We start from the raw sequence: 17,213 nt of genomic DNA, 5'->3' as shown, positions 1-17,213 counted from the left end.
TTCCCGAATGGTGCGTGTTCCCATTGTTCCCGCCGTCGTGGGCGGCGTCTCCGCCCTGGCCATCGCGATCGGCGGCGGCCTCTGGTGGGTCGACCGGCAGACCTTCGAGACCACCGACAACGCGTTCGTCGCCGCCGACAAGGTGACCGTGGCGCCGCTGGTGGACGGCTACGTGGCCGAGGTGCTGGTGGACGACAACCAGGCGGTGCAGCCGGGCCAGCTCCTCGTGCGGATCGACCCCGCGAGCCTCAGGGCGCGCCTCGCCCAGGCCGAAGCCAACGCCCGGTCGCTGGAGGCGGGCGTGGCGGCCGTGGACGACAAGGCCCGGCTGGAGCAGGCGATGATCGCCCAGCGCGCGGCCGCGGTGAGCGCCGCGGACGCCCAGGCGCAGTGGGCGGCGGCCGAGATGAAGCGCTATGGGGCGCTTGCACAGGAGGGCTGGGTCTCGCCCCAGCGCGCCCAGACCGCCAGGACGGCGCAGGATCAGGCGCTGGCGGGCGTCAGCCAGGCCCGCGCCGCGCTCGAGGCCGAGCGCCGGACCGCCGAGGCGCTGGGCTCGGCCCGCGCCCAGAGCGTGGCCCAGGCCGCCGCCGCGCGGGCGGCGGCCGAGCAGACCCGCCTCGACCTCGCCCGCACCGAGATTCGCGCGCCGGTGGCCGGCGTCGTCGGCGCCCGGGGCGTGCGGGTGGGCCAGTACGTGCGGCCCGGCGGCGCGCTGATGTCCATCGTGCCGGTCTCGGAGGCCTATGTGGTGGCCAACTTCAAGGAGACCCAGGTCGCGCGGCTGCGGATCGGCCAGCCGGTGACCATCCACGCCGATGCCTTCGGCAAGGCCGCCATCCGCGGCCGCATCGAGAGCTTCGCCCCGGCGACCGGCGCCGAGTTCGCGCTCATTCCCGTGGAGAACGCCGTCGGCAACTTCACCAAGATCACCCAGCGGCTGCCCGTCCGGATCGCCATAGACGGCGACCAGGAGCTGGCCGGGGCGCTGCGGCCGGGCCTGTCCCTGAAGGTGAAGGTGGACGTCACGCGCGACACCGGTCCCACCTTCGCCGAGGCGGGCCGGCTCCCCTCGCGCTACGCCCGCGGCGGCGCGGCGGAGGCGGCCGCGGCCCGGTGACCGACGCGGCGCTCCATCCCAGGCCGGCGGCCGCCGCGCCGGCGGAGCTCGGCGCCGACGGCCAGCCGGTGGACTGGCTGCGGGTGTTCCTGGGCTTCGGCGGCATGGTCGTGGGCCAGTTCATGGCCATGCTCGACATCCAGATCGTGGCGAGCTCGCTCACCCAGATCCAGTCGGGCATCGGGGCCACCGCGGACGAGATCAGCTGGGTGCAGACGATCTACCTCCTCGCCGAGGTCGTGATCATGCCGCTCACGGCCTACCTCACCAAGATGTGGGGGACGCGGTCCTTCTACGTCGTCGCGGTGGTGGGCTTCATCGTGACCTCGGCCGCCGTAGGTCTGTCGACCTCGGTTTCGGCCATGATCTTCTTCCGGGCGCTGCAGGGCCTCTTCGCCGGGGCGATGATCCCGCCTGTCTTCGCCACCGCCATGACGGTCTTCCCGCCCGAACGGCGGGTGACGGCCAACGTCGTGGTGGGCCTGATCGTCACCCTCTCCTCGACCATCGGGCCGACCCTGGGCGGCCACCTCACCGAACTCCTGTCCTGGCGCTGGCTGTTCTTCATCAACATCCCGGTGGGGATGCTCGTGATCTTCCTGGTCGGCCGCTACGCCAACTTCGACAAGGGCGACCCGAGCCTCTCGAAGGGGATCGACTGGTGGGGCCTCGGGCTCATGGCCATTGCGCTGCTGTCGCTTCAGTACGTGCTGGAGGAGGGCGCCAGCGAAAACTGGTTCGAGGACCCGGCCATCCTCTGGCTGAGCGTGCTCGCAATGGTCACCGGCGTGGTCTTCGTCTGGCGGCAGCTCAGCTATTGGCAGCCGATCGTCTCACTGAAGCCGTTCCGCGACATGAACTTCACCCTGGGCATCGTGATGACCTTCGTCACGGGCGTCAGCCTGTTCGGCGGCACCTTCCTGATGCCGATCTTCCTGGGGCAGGTGCGCGGCTATTCGTCGGCCGAGGTCGGCAACGTCATGCTCGTCACGGGCCTCACCATGTTCCTCTCGGCGCCCATCGCCGGCCGCGTGGTCCGCTATGTGGACCCGCGCATCGCCATGGTGGGCGGGTTCGCCCTCGCCGGCTGGGGCATCCAGATCGGCGTGCGGGTGACCGACGACTGGGGGTTCTGGGAGTTCTTCGTGCTGCAGGTCGCCCGGGGCCTGGGCACCATGGTCGCGATGATCGCCGCGCAGCAGATGAGCGTCGCCTCGCTGCCCGTCACGATGATGAAGGACGCCTCCGGGCTGATCAACCTGACCCGCAACGTGGCGGGCGCGATCGGGCTGGCCGTGCTGACCACCATCCTCAGCCACCAGACCGCCGTGCACTACATGGACCTCGTCTCGGCCGCCAGCACCGCCAATCCCACCTCGGCGGCGATGATGGACGCCATGCGGTCGATGATGAGCGCGGGCGGCTCCGCCGACCCGGAGGGCATGGCGATGAAGGCGATGGGCGGGATGATGCACCGGCAGGCCTCCGTGCTGGCCTTCGGCGACGCTTTCGCGGCGCTGGCCATGGGCTGCTGGATCGCCTGCGGCCTCGCGCTGTTCGTTCGGCCGGTGAAGGAGGGCCCCGCCGGCGGGCCGCCGCGGCCGGCAGGCGCGCACTGATGTCCGAGGTGACGCATGCCTAGGGTCGCCGGCCAGATCGACCTCTCCAAGACCGAGGCCATCCTCGACGCCGCCGTGGACGTCATGGCCGAGCGGGGGCCGCAGGCGCCGATGGAGGAGATCGCGCGCCGGGCCGGCGTCTCCAAGCAGACCATCTACAACCACTACGGATCCAAGGCCGAGCTGGCCCGCGCCATGGCCGAGCGCCGCGCCCACCAGGTGGTCGAGACCCTGGCGGCCCCCGGCGCCGTCGAGCGGCCCGAGGAGGCGCTGGCCGCCTACGCCCGCGTGCTGCTGAACTCGGTGGTCAATGTCCGCAGCATGGCCATCTACCGCATGGCGATGGCGGCGACCGCCACCATGCCCGAGGTGGCCCGCGCCATCTACGAGGCGGGGCCCCGGGCCAGCCGGCGCAGCCTGGCCGACTTCCTGCGCGTCGAGAACGCGTCGGGCCGCCTCTCCTGCCCCGATCCCCTGCAGGCCGCCGAATTCTTCGGCGGCATGGTGCTGGGCCGCTACCAGACCGCCGCGCTCCTGGGCGCGCCGATCGAGCTCACGGACGACGAGATCGAGGCCGTCGCGCTGGAGGCGGCCGGCCGCTTCATGCGCGCCTACGCGATCTGAGGGCGGCGCCTCCGGGACCGTGATGCGGCCAGGCGTGAATCCCGTCCCCGCGGGCGAGGGACCGCCGCCGGCTGGGAGTATCTTCGTCTGGCGCACGGCCGCGCGGGCAGTTTCGCCCTGGCCTGGGCGCTCAACATGACGCTCGCCCGGGGGCGCTTTACCCCAGCAGCTTCTCCATGTCGGCGATGGTGCGTTCGAACTTGGTCAGCATGGCGCGGTAGGGCTCGGGCGAGGTCATGTCCACGCCCGCGCGCTTCAGCACGTCGACCGGATAGTCCGAGCCGCCGGCCTTGAGCACCGCCAGGTAGGCGTCGCGCTCGCGCGGCCCGCCGGCGAGGATCTTCTCGGCGAAGGCCGAGGCGGCGGTCACCGAGGTCGCGTACTGGTAGACGTAGAAGTTGTAGTCGAAGAAGTGGCCGGGCAGCGCCCACTCGACGCCGTAGGCCTCCTCGATGGTCATCTTCGGGCCGTGGTAGCGCTTGAGCAGGTCGAGGTAGATGGCCGACAGCCGCTTGCCGGACAGGGCCTCGCCCTTCTCGGCCGCCTCGTGGATGGCGAGCTCGAACTCGGCGAACATGGTCTGGCGGTAGAAGGTGGCGCGCATCATCTCGCAGACGCGGTCCAGGTAGAACAGCTTCTCCTCGCGGGTCTTGGCGCCCTTGACCATGTGGGCGACGAGGAGCTGCTCGTTCACGGTCGAGGCCACCTCGGCCAGGAAGGTGGGATAGCCGGCGAGCTCGAACGGCTGGGCCTTCTGGGCGATGAGCGTGTGCATCGCATGGCCCCACTCGTGGGCGTAGGTCGACAGGCCCTCATAGTTGTCGGTGTGGTTCAGCAGCATGTAGGGGTGCACGTCGTAGGCGGCGCCGAACACATAGGCTCCGCCGCGCTTGCCCTTGGACGGATAGACGTGGACCCAGGGCTGGGCGGTGGCCCGCTCGAACTCGCGCGAGTACTCCGGACCCAGCGGCTTCATGGCCTCCAGCGAGAGGCGGCGGCTGGCGGCCAGGTCGAACCTGGCGTCGAGGCGAGTGACCGGCGGATAGATGTCCCAGTAGCCGAGGTCCGACAGGCCCAGCAGGCGGCGGCGCAGGTCGAAGTAGCGGTGCAGGATCGGCAGGCCGCGGTTCGCCTCCGCCACCAGGGTGCGGTAGACGCCGGTGGGGATGTTCGGCCCGTCGGTGGCCCAGGCCAGGGCGCTGTCGTACTTGCGGGCGCGGGCGTTGAAGAGGTCGCCGTTGACCTTGGCCGCCAGCGCGGCGCCCAGGCTGGATTCGAAGCCCTTGAACGCGCCGAAGAAGGTGTCGAAGACCTTCTTGCGTTCGGCGCGGTCGGCGGCGGTGCGCGCGCGGGTGTACCCCTGCTGGTCCAGGCGGACCGGCTCCCCGGCCACCGTCACGGTGGGCCACGGGATGTCGGAGGCCACGAGCTGGCCGCGGACGGTGGTCGGGCCCGAGAGCGGGTTGGAGGCCGCCGCGAGCAGGGCCTCGCCCTGATCGTCCAGGGTGTGCGGCGCCTGGCGCAGGGTATCCATGAGCCCGAAGCGGAACTTCGCCAGCGCGGGATCCTCGCCGAGCAGGGCCTCGATGCGCGCGCGGCCCACGCGCAGCACCTCGGGGCTCGTCCAGGCGGTGGCCTCGCCGAACTTCGCGCCCAGGGCCTGGGCCCGCTGGCGGCGCTCCTGGTGGACGGCGACCGACAGGTCCTCATCGGCCTTCAGGGTGGCGTAGACCACCAGCCGCAGGAACCGCTTCTGCAGCGCGGAGATCGCCTCCAGCGCGGCCCTGAGGCTGGCGGCGCCCTCCCCGAGCTTGCCCCTGTGCGCGGCCAGGCCGGGCAGGGCGGCCTCGACCGCCCTCGCCTCGGCGTCCCAGGCCGCGGCGTCGGGGTAGAGGGGCGCCAGGTCCCACACGGCGGGCAGCGCGGCGGCGGCGGTCTGGGCGTCGGCGAAGGCGGGCGCGGCGGCGGCTGCGGCGGCCAGCATGAGCGCCTGGCGGCGGCTGAAATCGGTCATCTGGTCAAAGGGCTCCCAAGGTGACGCGAAGCTAGGGAGGCCCGAAGCGGCCCGCAACTTACGGAAGCGTAAGCCGGCGCGGCCTGGAGCCTCACCCGTTCAGACGGAACCGTCTGAACGGGAGAATGAGGCTCTAAATCAAAAGCTTGAGCGCGTTTCGATCCGAAAACCGGTTCCCACTTTTCGGAACGCGCTCTAGCCGGCGGCCGCCTTGCGCGCCTTGTCCATCCGCTCCCAGTGCTCCTGCTGATGGCGCCGCCAGCGGGCGCGCAGGCTGGCCGGGCGGTCGGGGTAGCGCTCGTCGAGGAAGCGGGCCGTCGTGATCCGGTCCGTGCGGAACGAACGGAAGTCGCCCCGCAGTTCGCACCAGGCCATCACCAGCCGCGTGGTCTCGTAGTAGCCGATGGCGAAGGGCCACACGGTGCGTCCGGACTCGCGATCCTGCTCGTCGCGATAGGTCAGGGCGACCTTGCGGCCGTGGCGGATGGCGGCGCGCAACTCGGCCATGTCGAGATTGTCGGGCGCGGCCTTCCAGCTCGGCGCCGCGCGCGTGGCGGGCTCGACCACGAGCGGACGCAGCTGCTCGGGGATCACCGCCCCGATCTTGGCGATCAGGTCCTCGGCCGCGCGGCGCAGGGCGGGATCGCCGCGGGCCGCCACCATCTGCGCGCCGAGCACGGCGGCCTCCACCTCCTCGGGCGTCAGCATGAGCGGCGGCAGGTCGTAGCCGTCCTCGAGGATGTAGCCGACGCCGGCCTCGCCGCGGATGGGCGCCCTCTGGCCCACGAGGTCGGCGATGTCGCGGTAGACGGTGCGCTTGGAGGTCTCGAGCTCCTCGGCGATGGCGTCGGCGGTCACCGGCCGCGTGGTCCGCCGCAGGATCTGGATGATCTGGAACAGGCGATCGGCGCGTCGCATTTTGTTCTCATGCCAAGCTGCTGACAGGATGGTGTCAGCAAGGCCCCGCCAGGATGCTCCTGTCAACGCGGGAGACCTGAGATGATCACGCTCTACGGCATCGGCGCGGGTTTCGGGCTTCCCGAGATCAGCCCCTTCGTCACCAAGACCGAGGTGCAGCTGAAGATGGCGGGCCTCGCCTACGAGAAGCGCATCGCCCAGCCCTCCGACGGGCCGAAGGGGCAGGTCCCCTTCATCGAGGCCGACGGCGTCCGCATCGGCGACTCCACCTTCATCCGCGGCTGGGTCGAACGCACGCACGGCATCGACTTCGACGAGGGCCTCTCGCCCGAGCAGCGCGCCACAGCCTGGGCGGTCGAGCGCATGATGGAGAACCACTTCGCCTGGGCCATGGTGTTCGAGCGCTGGCTGGATCCGGTGAACTTCGCCAAAGGGCCCGCCCGGTTCTTTGCGGGCGCTCCGCAGGCGGCGCGCGACGCGGTGCTGGACGAGGTGCGCGCCAACGTCCGGGCCGGCGGCATGGGCCGGCATTCGGACCTCGAGATCGTGGCGCTGGGCGTGCGCTCGCTGGCGGCGGTGGCCGCGATCCTGGGAGACAGGCGCTACCTGTTCGGCGACCGGCCCTGCGGCGCGGACGCCACGGTGTTCGCCATGCTGGCCGGCGCGCTGACGCCGTTCTTCTCGGGCGAGCTCCGCCGCCGGGCGGAAGGCTTCGGGACGCTGGTCGCCTACGTCGACCGGCTGATGGCGCAGTTCTACCCCGACTTCGCCTGGGACCTCGAACCGGCGAAGGCCGCCTGAACCCCACGCGGGAGCTGTCGCCGCAACCTGGAGCGCGTTCCGAAAAGTGGGAACCGGTTTTCGGATCGAAACGCGCTCAAGTTCTTGATTTAGCGCCTCATTTGTCCCGTCCAGACGGTCCGTCCGAACGGGTGAGGCGCTGGGGCCTCCGCACGAGCGGGGGCCCTCTCTTTCGGGTGGTCCTCGCCGGCCGGAAAGGTTCCGGCGCGCCGTTAACCTGTCGGTGGGGAAGCGCCGGTTAGCTTGGCAAGCAAGAAGCGGGCCAGGGGGATCGGTTTTGGCGCTCAGCGCACGGCTGGAGATTCGGCAGGGGCAGGGGCTGGTCATCACGCCCCAGCTGCAGCAGGCGATCAAGCTGCTGCAGATGTCGAACCTCGAGCTCGAGGCCTTCGTGGAGACCGAGCTGGAGCGCAATCCGCTGCTGCAGCGGGACGAGCGCGAGGCCGAGGGCGAGGACCTGCCGGAGCCGGCGGCCGCGAAGGCCGACGAGCACGCCGCCGACGCCGAGGCGCGCGCCGAGCTCGACACCACCCATGACGAGGCTTCGCCGGGCGAACGCGCCACGGGCGACGCCCCCGAGGCCGCCGACGCCGGCGGCGCCATCGACTGGTCGCGGGCCGGGTCGGGCGGCAGCTTCGACCGCGAGGAGGGCGACTTCGAGGGCGCGCTCGCCCGCGAGAAGACGCTGGCCGAACACCTCCAGGAGCAGGTCGCCGCGGCCGGCCTGTCGCGCGCCGAAGCCGTGATCGCGGGCGTGCTCATCGATGCCGTGGACGAGGGCGGCTATCTGCGCGCCGAGACCGCGGAGGTCGCCGAGCGGCTGGGCTGCGCGGTGGAACTGGTGGAGCGCGTGCTGGGCGTCGTGCAGGGCTTCGACCCCGTGGGCGTCGCCGCCCGCGACGTGCGCGAATGCCTGATGATCCAGCTGAAGGACCAGAACCGGTACGACCCGGCGATGGCGGCCCTGCTCGACAACCTGCCGCTGCTCGCCCGGCGCGACCTGCCCGCGCTGAAGAAGCTCTGCGGCGTCGACGACGAAGACCTGCGCGACATGATCGCCGAGATCCGCGGCCTGACGCCCCGGCCCGGCGCGGCGTTCCCGGGCGGCGAGGCGGCGACGCCCGTGCAGCCCGACGTCCACGTCCGGGAGGGGCCGGGCGGGCTGTGGCACGTGGAGCTGAACTCCGACACCCTGCCGCGGCTGCTTGTCGACCAGCGCTACCACGCACGTGTCTCGGGACAGGCGCGGAACGACCAGGAGAAGACCTTCGTCTCGGACTGCCTGGCGCAGGCCAACTGGCTGATGAAGAGCCTGGACCAGCGCGCGCGGACCATCCTGAAGGTGAGCTCCGAGATCGTGCGCCAGCAGGACGCCTTCCTGGCCTACGGCGTCGAACACCTGCGGCCGCTGAACCTGAAGACCGTGGCCGACGCGATCGGCATGCACGAGTCCACCGTGAGCCGCGTCACCTCGAACAAGTACATGGCCACCCCGCGCGGCCTGTTCGAGATGAAGTTCTTCTTCACCTCGGCCATCGCCTCGTCCGAGGGCGGCGAAGCCCATTCCGCCGAGAGCGTGCGCCACAAGATCAAGCAGCTGATCGACGGCGAGCAGGCCGAGGCGGATGTCCATTCCGACGACCGGCTGGTGGAGATCCTGAAGGCCGCCGGCGTGGACATCGCCCGGCGCACGGTCGCCAAGTACCGCGAGGCCATGCGCATTCCGTCCTCGGTGGAGCGGCGGCGGATGCTGAAGGTGGACGCCTGAGGCGGCGCACGCGGCTTCTCCGCGCGACAGCCGAAGAGGCGCGCTGCGGCGTTGGAGCGGCCGCATTTCGACGTTACCAAACCGAAGCTGAGAGCGGGCCGTAGAGCCATGGACACCTTCGGAGGCGGGCGTGGACGGCGGCGCGGTTGACCTGGCGAAGTTCCCGGACGTGAAGCTGGGAGACCTGACGGTCTCCCCCTCGCGCGGACTGCTTGCATTCCGCGGTCAGACGCAACGGGTCGAGCCTTTGGTGATGCAGGCCCTGCTCACCCTCATGGAACACGCCGACGAGACGGTCTCGAGGGATGAGCTGATCGAGCGGTGCTGGAGGGGCCGCTTCGTCAGCGACGCTGCGGTGGCGCGGGTGATTTCACAGCTACGGCGTATCTCAAAGGCGTGGGGCCCCGACGCCTATCTGATCGAGACGGTGCCGAAGGTCGGGTTTCGCCTCGTCGCCGGGACCAGCAACGAAACGCCGACCTCCCCGCGCCCATCACGTCGCACGCACGCCGGAACCTGGATGGCGGCCGTCCTTGTCCTGGGCGCTCTGACGGCTGCGGTCGCTCTCGCACTGCGGACCACGACGGCGACCGACGAGGTCGAGCTGCTTCCCATCGAGACGGCCGTCGCCGGCGACGCCGAAGCCTCTGCCGCCGCAAAACTCGCGGCGCAGACCCTTGCCGAGGCGCTCGTACAGATCGCCCTGCCGGTGCGCGAAGGGGGTGGTGATCGCGAGGGTCGGTCGGAGTTCCTGCTGCGCGGTGTGCTCTCGAGGGACGGCCCGCGAATGCGCCTGCAGACCAACCTGATCGACCGGCGCAGCGGCCGGGTGCTCTGGAGCGACAGTAGCGAGTCCGAGGGCGCCCGCCTGTTGGCGAACCGGGGAGCGACCCGCGTCAGCTACACCCTGGAATGTGCGCTGAAGGACCGTCGGCGGAGCCGCCCTCGGCTGCCGCCCGAGGCGATGGGCCACTATCTCAAGGCGTGCGCCGGGTTGCTGGAAGGGCGTTCCGAGCCGATGCTCGCCGATGCTCGAAGGCTGGTGGCCCTGGCGCCCACGTCGGCGGGCGCCCAGGCGTTACGCGCCATCGCGGCTGCCCGCGTCGCGGCCGGGGCGGACAATTCCGCTGAGCTTCACCAGGCGCTGGTTCTGGAGGCGAGGACAGCCGCGGAACGCGCTATTCGACAGGATCCGAAGTTCGCGCGCGGCTACACGGCCCGCGCCCTGGCGGCTGGCCGCATGGGCAGCCTGATCGCCCGCGACCGGGACCTTGCAAGGGCGCTGGAGCTCGATCCCGATGACATGCTGGCGCGCACACTGCGGGCCCAATTCCTCTACGACGTGGGGCGTACCCGCGAGGCGGTGGAGTTGGCGCTGCGCAACGCGCGGCTCGGCCGCTGGCGCGGGGCGGCCCTCGATCCCTCGACCGCGGTGTTCCTGTACTCCCTGGGCGATCTTCGGGAGGCCGAGCAGGAGCTGGAGCGTCTGCGGTCCGAAGACCCGGCGGTCTTCGCGCGGGCCCGCTTTACGATCGCCGTGTGGTGGCTCCCCCCGGCGGAGGGGCTGGCGGCGGCGAGGCGCCTGGGCCCGCTTGCGGCCTCTTCGGCAGGTCAGCGTTGCTCCGCGGACTATCTCGGGCGCCTGCAGCGCGCCGGCGATGCCGGGCGCGTGCTCCGCGGTCTCCCGCCGAGCTGCGCGGGAGTGATGCAGGACTGGCGCATTCGGATGCTGTCGCGGCAGGGCGATGTGGACGCCGCCTATCGCCTTGCCGGGGAGCCGCTGAACCGCTCGCGCCAGCGGACGGAGTGGCTGTTCTACCGCGACATGGAGGGGTTCCGCGCCGACGCGCGGTTCATGCCCTTCGCCGCGCAGGCGGGACTGGTGTCCTACTGGAAAGCGTCGGGGCGATGGCCCGACTTCTGCGCGGATCCGGCGCTGCCCTACAGTTGTGCGGAGGCGGCTGCGGCGCTCTGAGCGCAAATCCTCGGCAAATCCTCAGACAAACCTCAAGCGCCGCTGGCGCTCGGCGGGCTAGCCAAGCACAGCGACTGAGGAGGGCTGAAGATGGCTGACTATACCGGCGGCGCCGGCGACGACACGCTGAACGCCGACCCGAACTTCGGGAACGCCTACGTCAACGACCTGATGTCGGGCCTGGGCGGAAACGACAGCATGTTCGGCGGCCACGGCATGGACACCCTGCTGGGTGGGGCCGGAGACGACATCCTTGGCGGCGGCGCCGACGACGACCTCCTGGATGGCGGCGAAGGGTTCGATCTGGCCAGCTACGACTTCGCGCCGGGGAGCATAACGCTGGATCTGGCTTCGAGCGGCGCCCAGTTCACCGGCGTCGCAGGCTTTGACCGGCTGGTGAGCATCGAGGGGGTCAGAGGGTCCTCCAGTCCCGATGTGCTCACCGGGGCCGGCGGCGACAACAGCATCTTCGGGAACGATGGCGACGACGTGATCACCGATCCTGGCGGCGCGAACTACCTGCGCGGCGACGGCGGCAACGACTCCATCGTGGGCGGCGCCGGTTTCGACGACATCAACGGCAACATGGGCAACGATACGGCCTCGGGCGGCCTGGGCGACGACTGGGTCGTGGGCGGGAAGAACGACGATCGCCTGCTGGGGGACGCGGGCGGCGACCTCGTTTACGGGAATCTCGGCAACGACACCTGCCTGGGCGGGGAAGGCGCCGACACGATCCGGGGCGGCCAGGACAACGACTGGCTGGAGGGCGGCGCCGGGGCCGACTACGTGTCCGGCGACCGCGGCGACGACACCATGAGCGGCGGCGCAGGCGCCGACATCTTCCACAGTTTCGGGGATGCCGGGCTGGATCAGGTGACAGACTTCAACCGCGCGGAAGGCGACCGAGTGCTGCTCGACGCTGGCACGACCTACACACTGGCGCAGATGGGTGCGGACACAGTCGTCAGCATGACGGGCGGCGGACGGCTCGTCCTTGTGGGCGTGTCCATGTCTTCCTTGACCGGGGAATGGATCACCGTGGGCTGACTGGAGACCGCTCCGGCGCCGGATTGGAAGCAGTCTTCTGCGCGCAAGAGGCTATCGGCGGCGGCGGCGTGGCCTTAGCTCTAGGCGCAGAATCCTCAAGCGGAGCCCACAGCCTTGCGCACCCTCGCCCTCATCGCCGCCCTCACGGTCGGTCTCGCCGCCGCCCCCGCGCTGGCGCAGTCGCCCAATGCCTCGCCCGCCGCCGCCCGGGCCGTCGCGGCGGGGACCTACAACGTGGACCCGAACCACACGATCGTCACCTGGTCCGTCGACCACATGGGCTTCTCGCGGCTTTCGGGGATGGTCGGCGAGATGAAGGGCGTGCTGAAGCTGGATCCGGCCCGCCCCGAGGCGGCCAGCGTCGAGATCGATATTCCGCTCTCGGGCCTGCGCGTGACCTCGCCCGCCTTCGGCAAGCACCTGGCGACCGGGGACCTCTTCGACACGGCCAAGCACCCGACCGCCCGGTTCGTCTCGCGCAGCGTCAAGGTGAACGGGCTGCAGGCCCAGATCGCCGGCGACCTCACCCTGCGCGGCGTGACGCGCCCGGTCGTGCTGGACGCCCGGTTCTACGGCGCGGGGGCCAACCCCATGACCAAGGCCGCCACCGTCGGCTTCTCGGCCGTCGCCAAGCTGAAGCGCAGCGAGTTCGGCCTGGGCTACGCCGTCCCCGCCGTGTCGGACGAGGTGAACCTCGAGATCGACGCCGCCTTCGAGAAGGCGCCGGGGTAGGGCGCTGTAATCCGGCGTTCATCTGACCGACAGGTGAGGTTCACGGCGGCTCAATAGCTCCCTCGTCCGAGGCTTCGCGCCTCCAGTGGCGAAGGACGATGAGCAGCTTGAAACGCGCAGTCTCGATCCCGGCGGCGTTCGGCGGGGCTGTGGCGCTGGCCGTCTATCCCGCGCCGGCAGCGGCGGCCGACGAGGACGTCCAGGCCTGGACGGTGCTGCAGGCCTCGCGGCCGATTTCGGAACGGTGGGTGTTCAACCTCGACACCCAGGCGCGGTTCAACGAGGACGCCGGCCGGCTGGGCCAGTTCGTGCTGCGGCCGTCGATCGGCTGGCGGCTGGACGGAACGCGCACGCTCTCCCTGGGCTATGTCTACAACCGCTCGAGCCAGCTGGGCCGCGCGCCGGTCCACGAGCACCGGATCTGGCAGCAGCTGGCCTTCCGCATCGCGGGCGACGGCCGCGGGCCGACCCTGACCGGCCGCACGCGCCTCGAGCAGCGACGCGTCGAGAACCGCGAGGGCGCCGGATGGCGGCTCCGCCAGCAGTTGCGCTTCACCGCGCCGCTTGCGGGGGAGGTGCGCGGGGTCGTCACCACCGAGCCCTTCATCGGCCTGAACGGCACCGCCTGGGGCCAGCGCGACGGGCTTGCCGCCTGGCGCAGCTTCGCCGGCGTCTCCATCCCGGTCTCTCCCACCCTGGCCGTGGAGCCGGGCTACCTCCACCAGCACACCTTCCGCCCGGGCGAGGATGCGGTGATCCACGCCGCCTCGGTGACCCTGACCGTCCAGTTCTAGCCGGAGACACGATCATGCGCCTGCGTTCGACGATGCGTTCCCGCCGCCTGGGCTGGGCGGCCGCGACCGTCCTGCTGGCCGTCGGCGGCGCGGCCCAGGCCAGTGCGCCCAAGCCCGTCCCGTCCGCGCTGGCGCGCATGACCCCCGAGGACGTGGCGGCTCGCGTCGAGGTTCGCGACGACCCTCTGGAAGAGCACATCCGGTTCAGCACGAAGCCTGTGCACCGTCGGGGCTCGGCTGCCGACGGCGTGGCGGTCAACGACGGCTATGTGACGGCGCTGCGGTCGCGCGAGGGCGGCGAGGTCCGCTGGCGCGTGAACCACGAACTCTCGTACCTCGGCGCGCGGCGCGACCTTCGGGTGGTGCACCTGCGCACCGCGCAGGGGCTGGAGAAGATCCCGCCCTCGGCCGTACGGCGCTGGGACGACGGCTGCCCCGAGCCCTCGACCTTGTGCCTGCAGCATGTCCGGGTCGAGTTCGAGGCGCCCGAACGGGTGATCCGCGAGATCGCGGCGGCCTGGAAGCCGGGCGGCCGGGAGGCCTGGCCGCTGCGGTTCAAGGACGCCTACGGACAGGATGTGACCGTCGGCCTGGCCCCCGCCGAGGTGGCGGGGCTCGTTCAGGCGGTGGACGCCTGGCGCCGGTGAAGGGCTGCGGCGCGGCTGTAATCCGCCGTTCATTCTCACGACAGTTGAGGTTCACGGTGAAGGCGTACCCCGGTCGCAAGGCGATCATCGCCGGGCAGATCAGGAGAAGCACGCATGACCCCTCGCTCCATCGTCGCAGCCGGCGCCCTGTTCGCCGCCGTGGCGGCCGCTCCGGCCGCATGGGCGAGCACGACCTACACGGGCGCTCTGACCGAGGCCGAAGTGCTGTCGGCGCAGAAGGCCTGGGGCGACGCGCTCGTGGCCATCGCCCGTGAGCACGAGGCGCACGGCCACGCGAAGGCCAAGGCGCTGGCTGTCCAGGTTCTCGACAAGGCCTACGGCTACAACCTGGGTCCGGTGCTCTTCAAGCCGACCCTCACGGTCTCGCCGCAGACGTTCCGGACCACCAAGGAGGGCGCGCTGGCCTACTTCGTGGGCGGGGATGCGAAGTACCCGAACGACAAGGGGTTCGCGCTGCAGGGCTGGCGCAGCGTCGAGATCCGGAACGCCGCCATCCAGATCCACGGCGACACCGCCAGCACGGTGGGCAACGTCATCATGACCGACAAGGACGGCAAGGTGACGGTCGTGGACAAGAGCTGGTCGTTCAAGAAGACCGACGACGGCGCGATCCGCATCGTGGCGCACCACTCCTCGCTGCCCTACGCCGCGAAGTAGGACGCCGGGCTCCCCCGGAGCCGCCGACGCCTCCGCCCCCGCGGCGGAGGCGTTCGCACGCCGGGGTCAGGCCTCCACGAGCTTGCGGGCGGGCACGGGCTCGAGCCGGTAGCCCAGGCCCCGGACGGTCGTGATGAAGGACGCCGCATCGGGCGGATCCACCTTGGCCCGCAGCCGCCGCACGTAGACGTCGACGACGTTCGTCAGCGGGTCTTCGTCGACGCCCCACACATTGGAGAGGATCCGCTCGCGGCTGAGCACGCGCCCGGGGGCGGTCATGAACAGCTCCAGGAGGGCGAGCTCGCGGGCGGTGAGCACGATCTCCTCGCCTCCGCGGCTGACGCGCATGGCGCCGCGGTCCAGCTCGAGGTCGCCGACCGCGAGGGTGCGGCTGGACGCCCGCTGGTCGCGGGGCCGGCGCAGCAGCGCCTCGATGCGGGCCAGCAGCTCCTCGAAGGCGAAGGGCTTCACCAGGTAGTCGTCGGCGCCCATGCGCAGCCCCGACACCCGATCCTCGACGGCGCCGAGGGCGGTGAGCATGAGGATCGGCGTCATGACGCCGGCCGCCCGCAGGGTCTGGCAGACCTCGATGCCCGTCATGACCGGCAGCATCAGGTCGAGCAGGATGACCCCGCTCTGGTCCAGCTCGCGGAGCGTCCGGTCCAGTTCGCGGGCGGCCTCCAGGCCCGTGGCGCCGTCGCGCGCCACCCGGACGCGATACCCCTCGGCCCGCAGGCCGCGATCGAGGAAGTCGGACACGCGCGCGTCGTCCTCGACGACCAGGATGTGCATCTAGGCGGTTTCCTTCATGGCGGGGACGTCGATGAGGTGGAGCGTGAGGACGGCGCGCGTGCCTTCGCCCTCGCGGCTCTCGAGGGTGAGCGCGCCGCCCTGGCGCTCGGTGAGGGTGCGCGCGATCGGAAGGCCCAGGCCCGTGCCGTCGGCGCGGTGGGCGCGCGCCGCCGCGGAGCGGAAGCCGCGCTCGAAGGCGCGCGCGAGATCCTGAGGCGCGATGCCGATCCCCTGATCCGCGATCTCCAGGCGCCAGCGGCGGGAGTTGTCCGGATCGGAACCGGCGCGGACGCGGACCGTCCCGCCCCGGTGCGAGTATCGGATGGCGTTGTCCAGCAGGAGCGCGATGACCTGCTGCAGCCGCTGGCCGTCTGCCTTCACCCACGCCTGTCGATCGTCGATGCGCACGTCCAGCTGCAGCCCACGCTCGTGGGCGACGGAGGAGAGGCTGGCGAGGGCCTCCTCCAGCGGGTCGCGGGGGTCGACATGGGTGAGGTTGAGCTGCAGGACCTCCGCGTCGCTGCGCGCCATCATCAGGAGGTCTTCGATCAGGGCGCCCATCTGCCGCGACGACTGGGTGATGCGGGTCAGGGCTTCCCGGTAGTCGTCGATGGTCTTGCTGCCCCGCAGGGCCACCTCGGCCTCTCCGCGGATCGCGGTCATGGGCGTGCGCAGTTCGTGGCTGATGTCGCCGAGAAGCTGGCGGCGGCGGGCCTCCACCTCGCGCAACTCGCCCAGGACGGTCTCCAGTTCCCGGGTGCGGGACGCCACCTGAACCTCCAGGCCGGCGCGCATCTCGGCCTCCTGCTCGCGCCGTGCGGACAGCTCCTCGGCCATGCGGTTGATGCTGGCGCCGAAGCGGGCGAACTCCTCGAAGCCGCCTACGGGCATGCGGTGGTTGAGCTGGCCGCGCTCGAAGGCCTTTGCGCCGTCGGACATGGCCGCCAGCGGCCGGCGCAGGGCCCGCACGAAGTAGAGCGCCAGGATGAGCGCCGTCAGCCCCAGCGTGCCGGTGGCGGTCCAGGACAGGATCTTCACCCGCTCGAGGTAGACGTCGGCGGCGCGGCGCGTGCGCTGCAGGATCTCGGCTTCGACCCGGATGCGGTCGTTGAGCAGCTCGCGCAGATCCCGCCCGGCGCCCTCGTCGAACACCGACTCGATCTGGCCCCACGCGGAACGCGCGTCCTGGGTGGGCCCCCGGCGGTTGATCTCGGCGATGGGCGCCCGCAGCGCCACCACGCTCTGCGCGAGCAGGGCCAGCGCATCGTCGCGCTGAGCGCCCTCGGGCGAGACGATGCCGACGGCGCGGTCCATCTCCGCCGCCTGGCCGCTGAGCGTCTGGAGGCGCACGACGGTGGCGGCCATCCGCTGGCGCAGCATCTCGCCGTCGCCGGGCGCGTGGTTGGCGCCGATCAGGGCCCGCAGGGACCAGGCGCGCAGTCGCTGCTTGGTGGCCGAAAGCTCCCAGAAGCCGCTCTGCAGGTCGCCGGCCACGCGGCCGCGCAGCACCTGGTGCTCCGCCCGATTGGCGATCCAGGCCGCGACGCCGCCCTGCGCCACGGCGAGCGAGGCCATCAGGGCGAAGGCGATCAGCAGACGCGTCGAGAAGAGCGGGCGAGGCGCCCCGGCTGCGGTTCTCATCGTGGCGGCGGCCCGGCTCCAGAGCGCTGCTGTGGCGCAG

The 17,213-nt window shown here is 71.3% G+C and carries 15 protein-coding genes; 11 read left to right on the top strand and 4 right to left on the bottom strand.

The features are described 5' to 3' along the window. Positions 1–7: 7 nt before the first annotated feature. From AC2D8W_RS11850 to AC2D8W_RS11840, 3 genes are read left to right on the top strand one after another with little or no spacing between them, the layout of a single operon-like run. On the top strand, positions 8–1,120 hold the full coding sequence (locus AC2D8W_RS11850) for an HlyD family secretion protein (RefSeq protein WP_484671702.1): 1,113 nt from the start codon (positions 8–10) through the stop codon (positions 1,118–1,120). Beyond that, positions 1,117–2,739, top strand: a complete 1,623-nt coding sequence (locus AC2D8W_RS11845; RefSeq protein WP_484671701.1) for a DHA2 family efflux MFS transporter permease subunit — start codon at positions 1,117–1,119, stop codon at positions 2,737–2,739. Before AC2D8W_RS11850 ends, AC2D8W_RS11845 begins: the two co-directional genes overlap by 4 nt. Positions 2,740–2,754: 15 nt before the next feature. After that, the gene (locus tag AC2D8W_RS11840) at positions 2,755–3,363 is read left to right on the top strand and encodes a TetR/AcrR family transcriptional regulator (protein WP_484671700.1); all 609 of its coding nucleotides are present in this window, start codon (positions 2,755–2,757) and stop codon (positions 3,361–3,363) included. A gap of 157 nt (positions 3,364–3,520) precedes the next feature. Here AC2D8W_RS11840 and AC2D8W_RS11835 read toward each other — a convergent pair whose 3' ends face one another. After that, positions 3,521–5,377: a M3 family oligoendopeptidase gene (locus AC2D8W_RS11835; RefSeq protein WP_484671699.1), complete on the bottom strand. Its 1,857-nt coding sequence runs from the start codon at positions 5,375–5,377 to the stop codon at positions 3,521–3,523. Positions 5,378–5,572: 195 nt separating this feature from the next. Continuing rightward, positions 5,573–6,295, bottom strand: a complete 723-nt coding sequence (locus AC2D8W_RS11830; RefSeq protein ID WP_293482315.1) for a helix-turn-helix transcriptional regulator — start codon at positions 6,293–6,295, stop codon at positions 5,573–5,575. Between the two features lie 81 nt (positions 6,296–6,376). On the opposite strand from AC2D8W_RS11830, the gene AC2D8W_RS11825 reads away from it, so the two are divergent. From AC2D8W_RS11825 to AC2D8W_RS11790, 8 genes are all read left to right on the top strand, one after another. After that, positions 6,377–7,096 carry a glutathione S-transferase family protein gene (locus AC2D8W_RS11825; protein WP_484671698.1) on the top strand — a complete coding sequence of 240 codons (720 nt, stop codon included), beginning with the start codon at positions 6,377–6,379 and terminating at the stop codon, positions 7,094–7,096. Between the two features lie 277 nt (positions 7,097–7,373). Beyond that, positions 7,374–8,864: an RNA polymerase factor sigma-54 gene (gene rpoN / locus AC2D8W_RS11820; protein ID WP_484671697.1), complete on the top strand. Its 1,491-nt coding sequence runs from the start codon at positions 7,374–7,376 to the stop codon at positions 8,862–8,864. A gap of 130 nt (positions 8,865–8,994) precedes the next feature. Further along, positions 8,995–10,839, top strand: coding sequence for a winged helix-turn-helix domain-containing protein (locus AC2D8W_RS11815; protein WP_484671696.1), 1,845 nt, complete (start codon positions 8,995–8,997; stop codon positions 10,837–10,839). Positions 10,840–10,929: 90 nt separating this feature from the next. After that, positions 10,930–11,889 carry a calcium-binding protein gene (locus tag AC2D8W_RS11810; protein ID WP_484671695.1) on the top strand — a complete coding sequence of 320 codons (960 nt, stop codon included), beginning with the start codon at positions 10,930–10,932 and terminating at the stop codon, positions 11,887–11,889. A gap of 114 nt (positions 11,890–12,003) precedes the next feature. Beyond that, positions 12,004–12,621, top strand: coding sequence for a YceI family protein (locus tag AC2D8W_RS11805; RefSeq protein WP_484671694.1), 618 nt, complete (start codon positions 12,004–12,006; stop codon positions 12,619–12,621). A gap of 98 nt (positions 12,622–12,719) precedes the next feature. After that, positions 12,720–13,415 (top strand): DUF2490 domain-containing protein, encoded by a 696-nt coding sequence (locus tag AC2D8W_RS11800; RefSeq protein WP_293482319.1) that lies wholly within the window; start codon positions 12,720–12,722, stop codon positions 13,413–13,415. Positions 13,416–13,429: 14 nt separating this feature from the next. Next, the gene (locus AC2D8W_RS11795) at positions 13,430–14,062 is read left to right on the top strand and encodes a hypothetical protein (protein WP_484671693.1); all 633 of its coding nucleotides are present in this window, start codon (positions 13,430–13,432) and stop codon (positions 14,060–14,062) included. Between the two features lie 114 nt (positions 14,063–14,176). Further along, complete coding sequence (locus AC2D8W_RS11790) at positions 14,177–14,740, top strand: hypothetical protein (protein ID WP_293482321.1); 564 nt, start codon at positions 14,177–14,179, stop codon at positions 14,738–14,740. A gap of 66 nt (positions 14,741–14,806) precedes the next feature. Here AC2D8W_RS11790 and AC2D8W_RS11785 read toward each other — a convergent pair whose 3' ends face one another. Both AC2D8W_RS11785 and AC2D8W_RS11780 read right to left on the bottom strand, forming a co-directional pair. After that, entirely contained in the window at positions 14,807–15,532 is a 726-nt protein-coding gene (locus AC2D8W_RS11785) for a response regulator transcription factor (protein ID WP_484671692.1), read from the bottom strand. Beyond that, entirely contained in the window at positions 15,533–17,173 is a 1,641-nt protein-coding gene (locus AC2D8W_RS11780; RefSeq protein ID WP_484671691.1) for a sensor histidine kinase, read from the bottom strand. It abuts the gene before it with no gap. Positions 17,174–17,213 lie beyond the last annotated feature (40 nt).

Source organism: Phenylobacterium sp. T106, from assembly GCF_057219735.1.
Note: the sequence above shows the minus strand (reverse complement) of the source record. Positions and strands in the feature narration are given on the sequence as shown.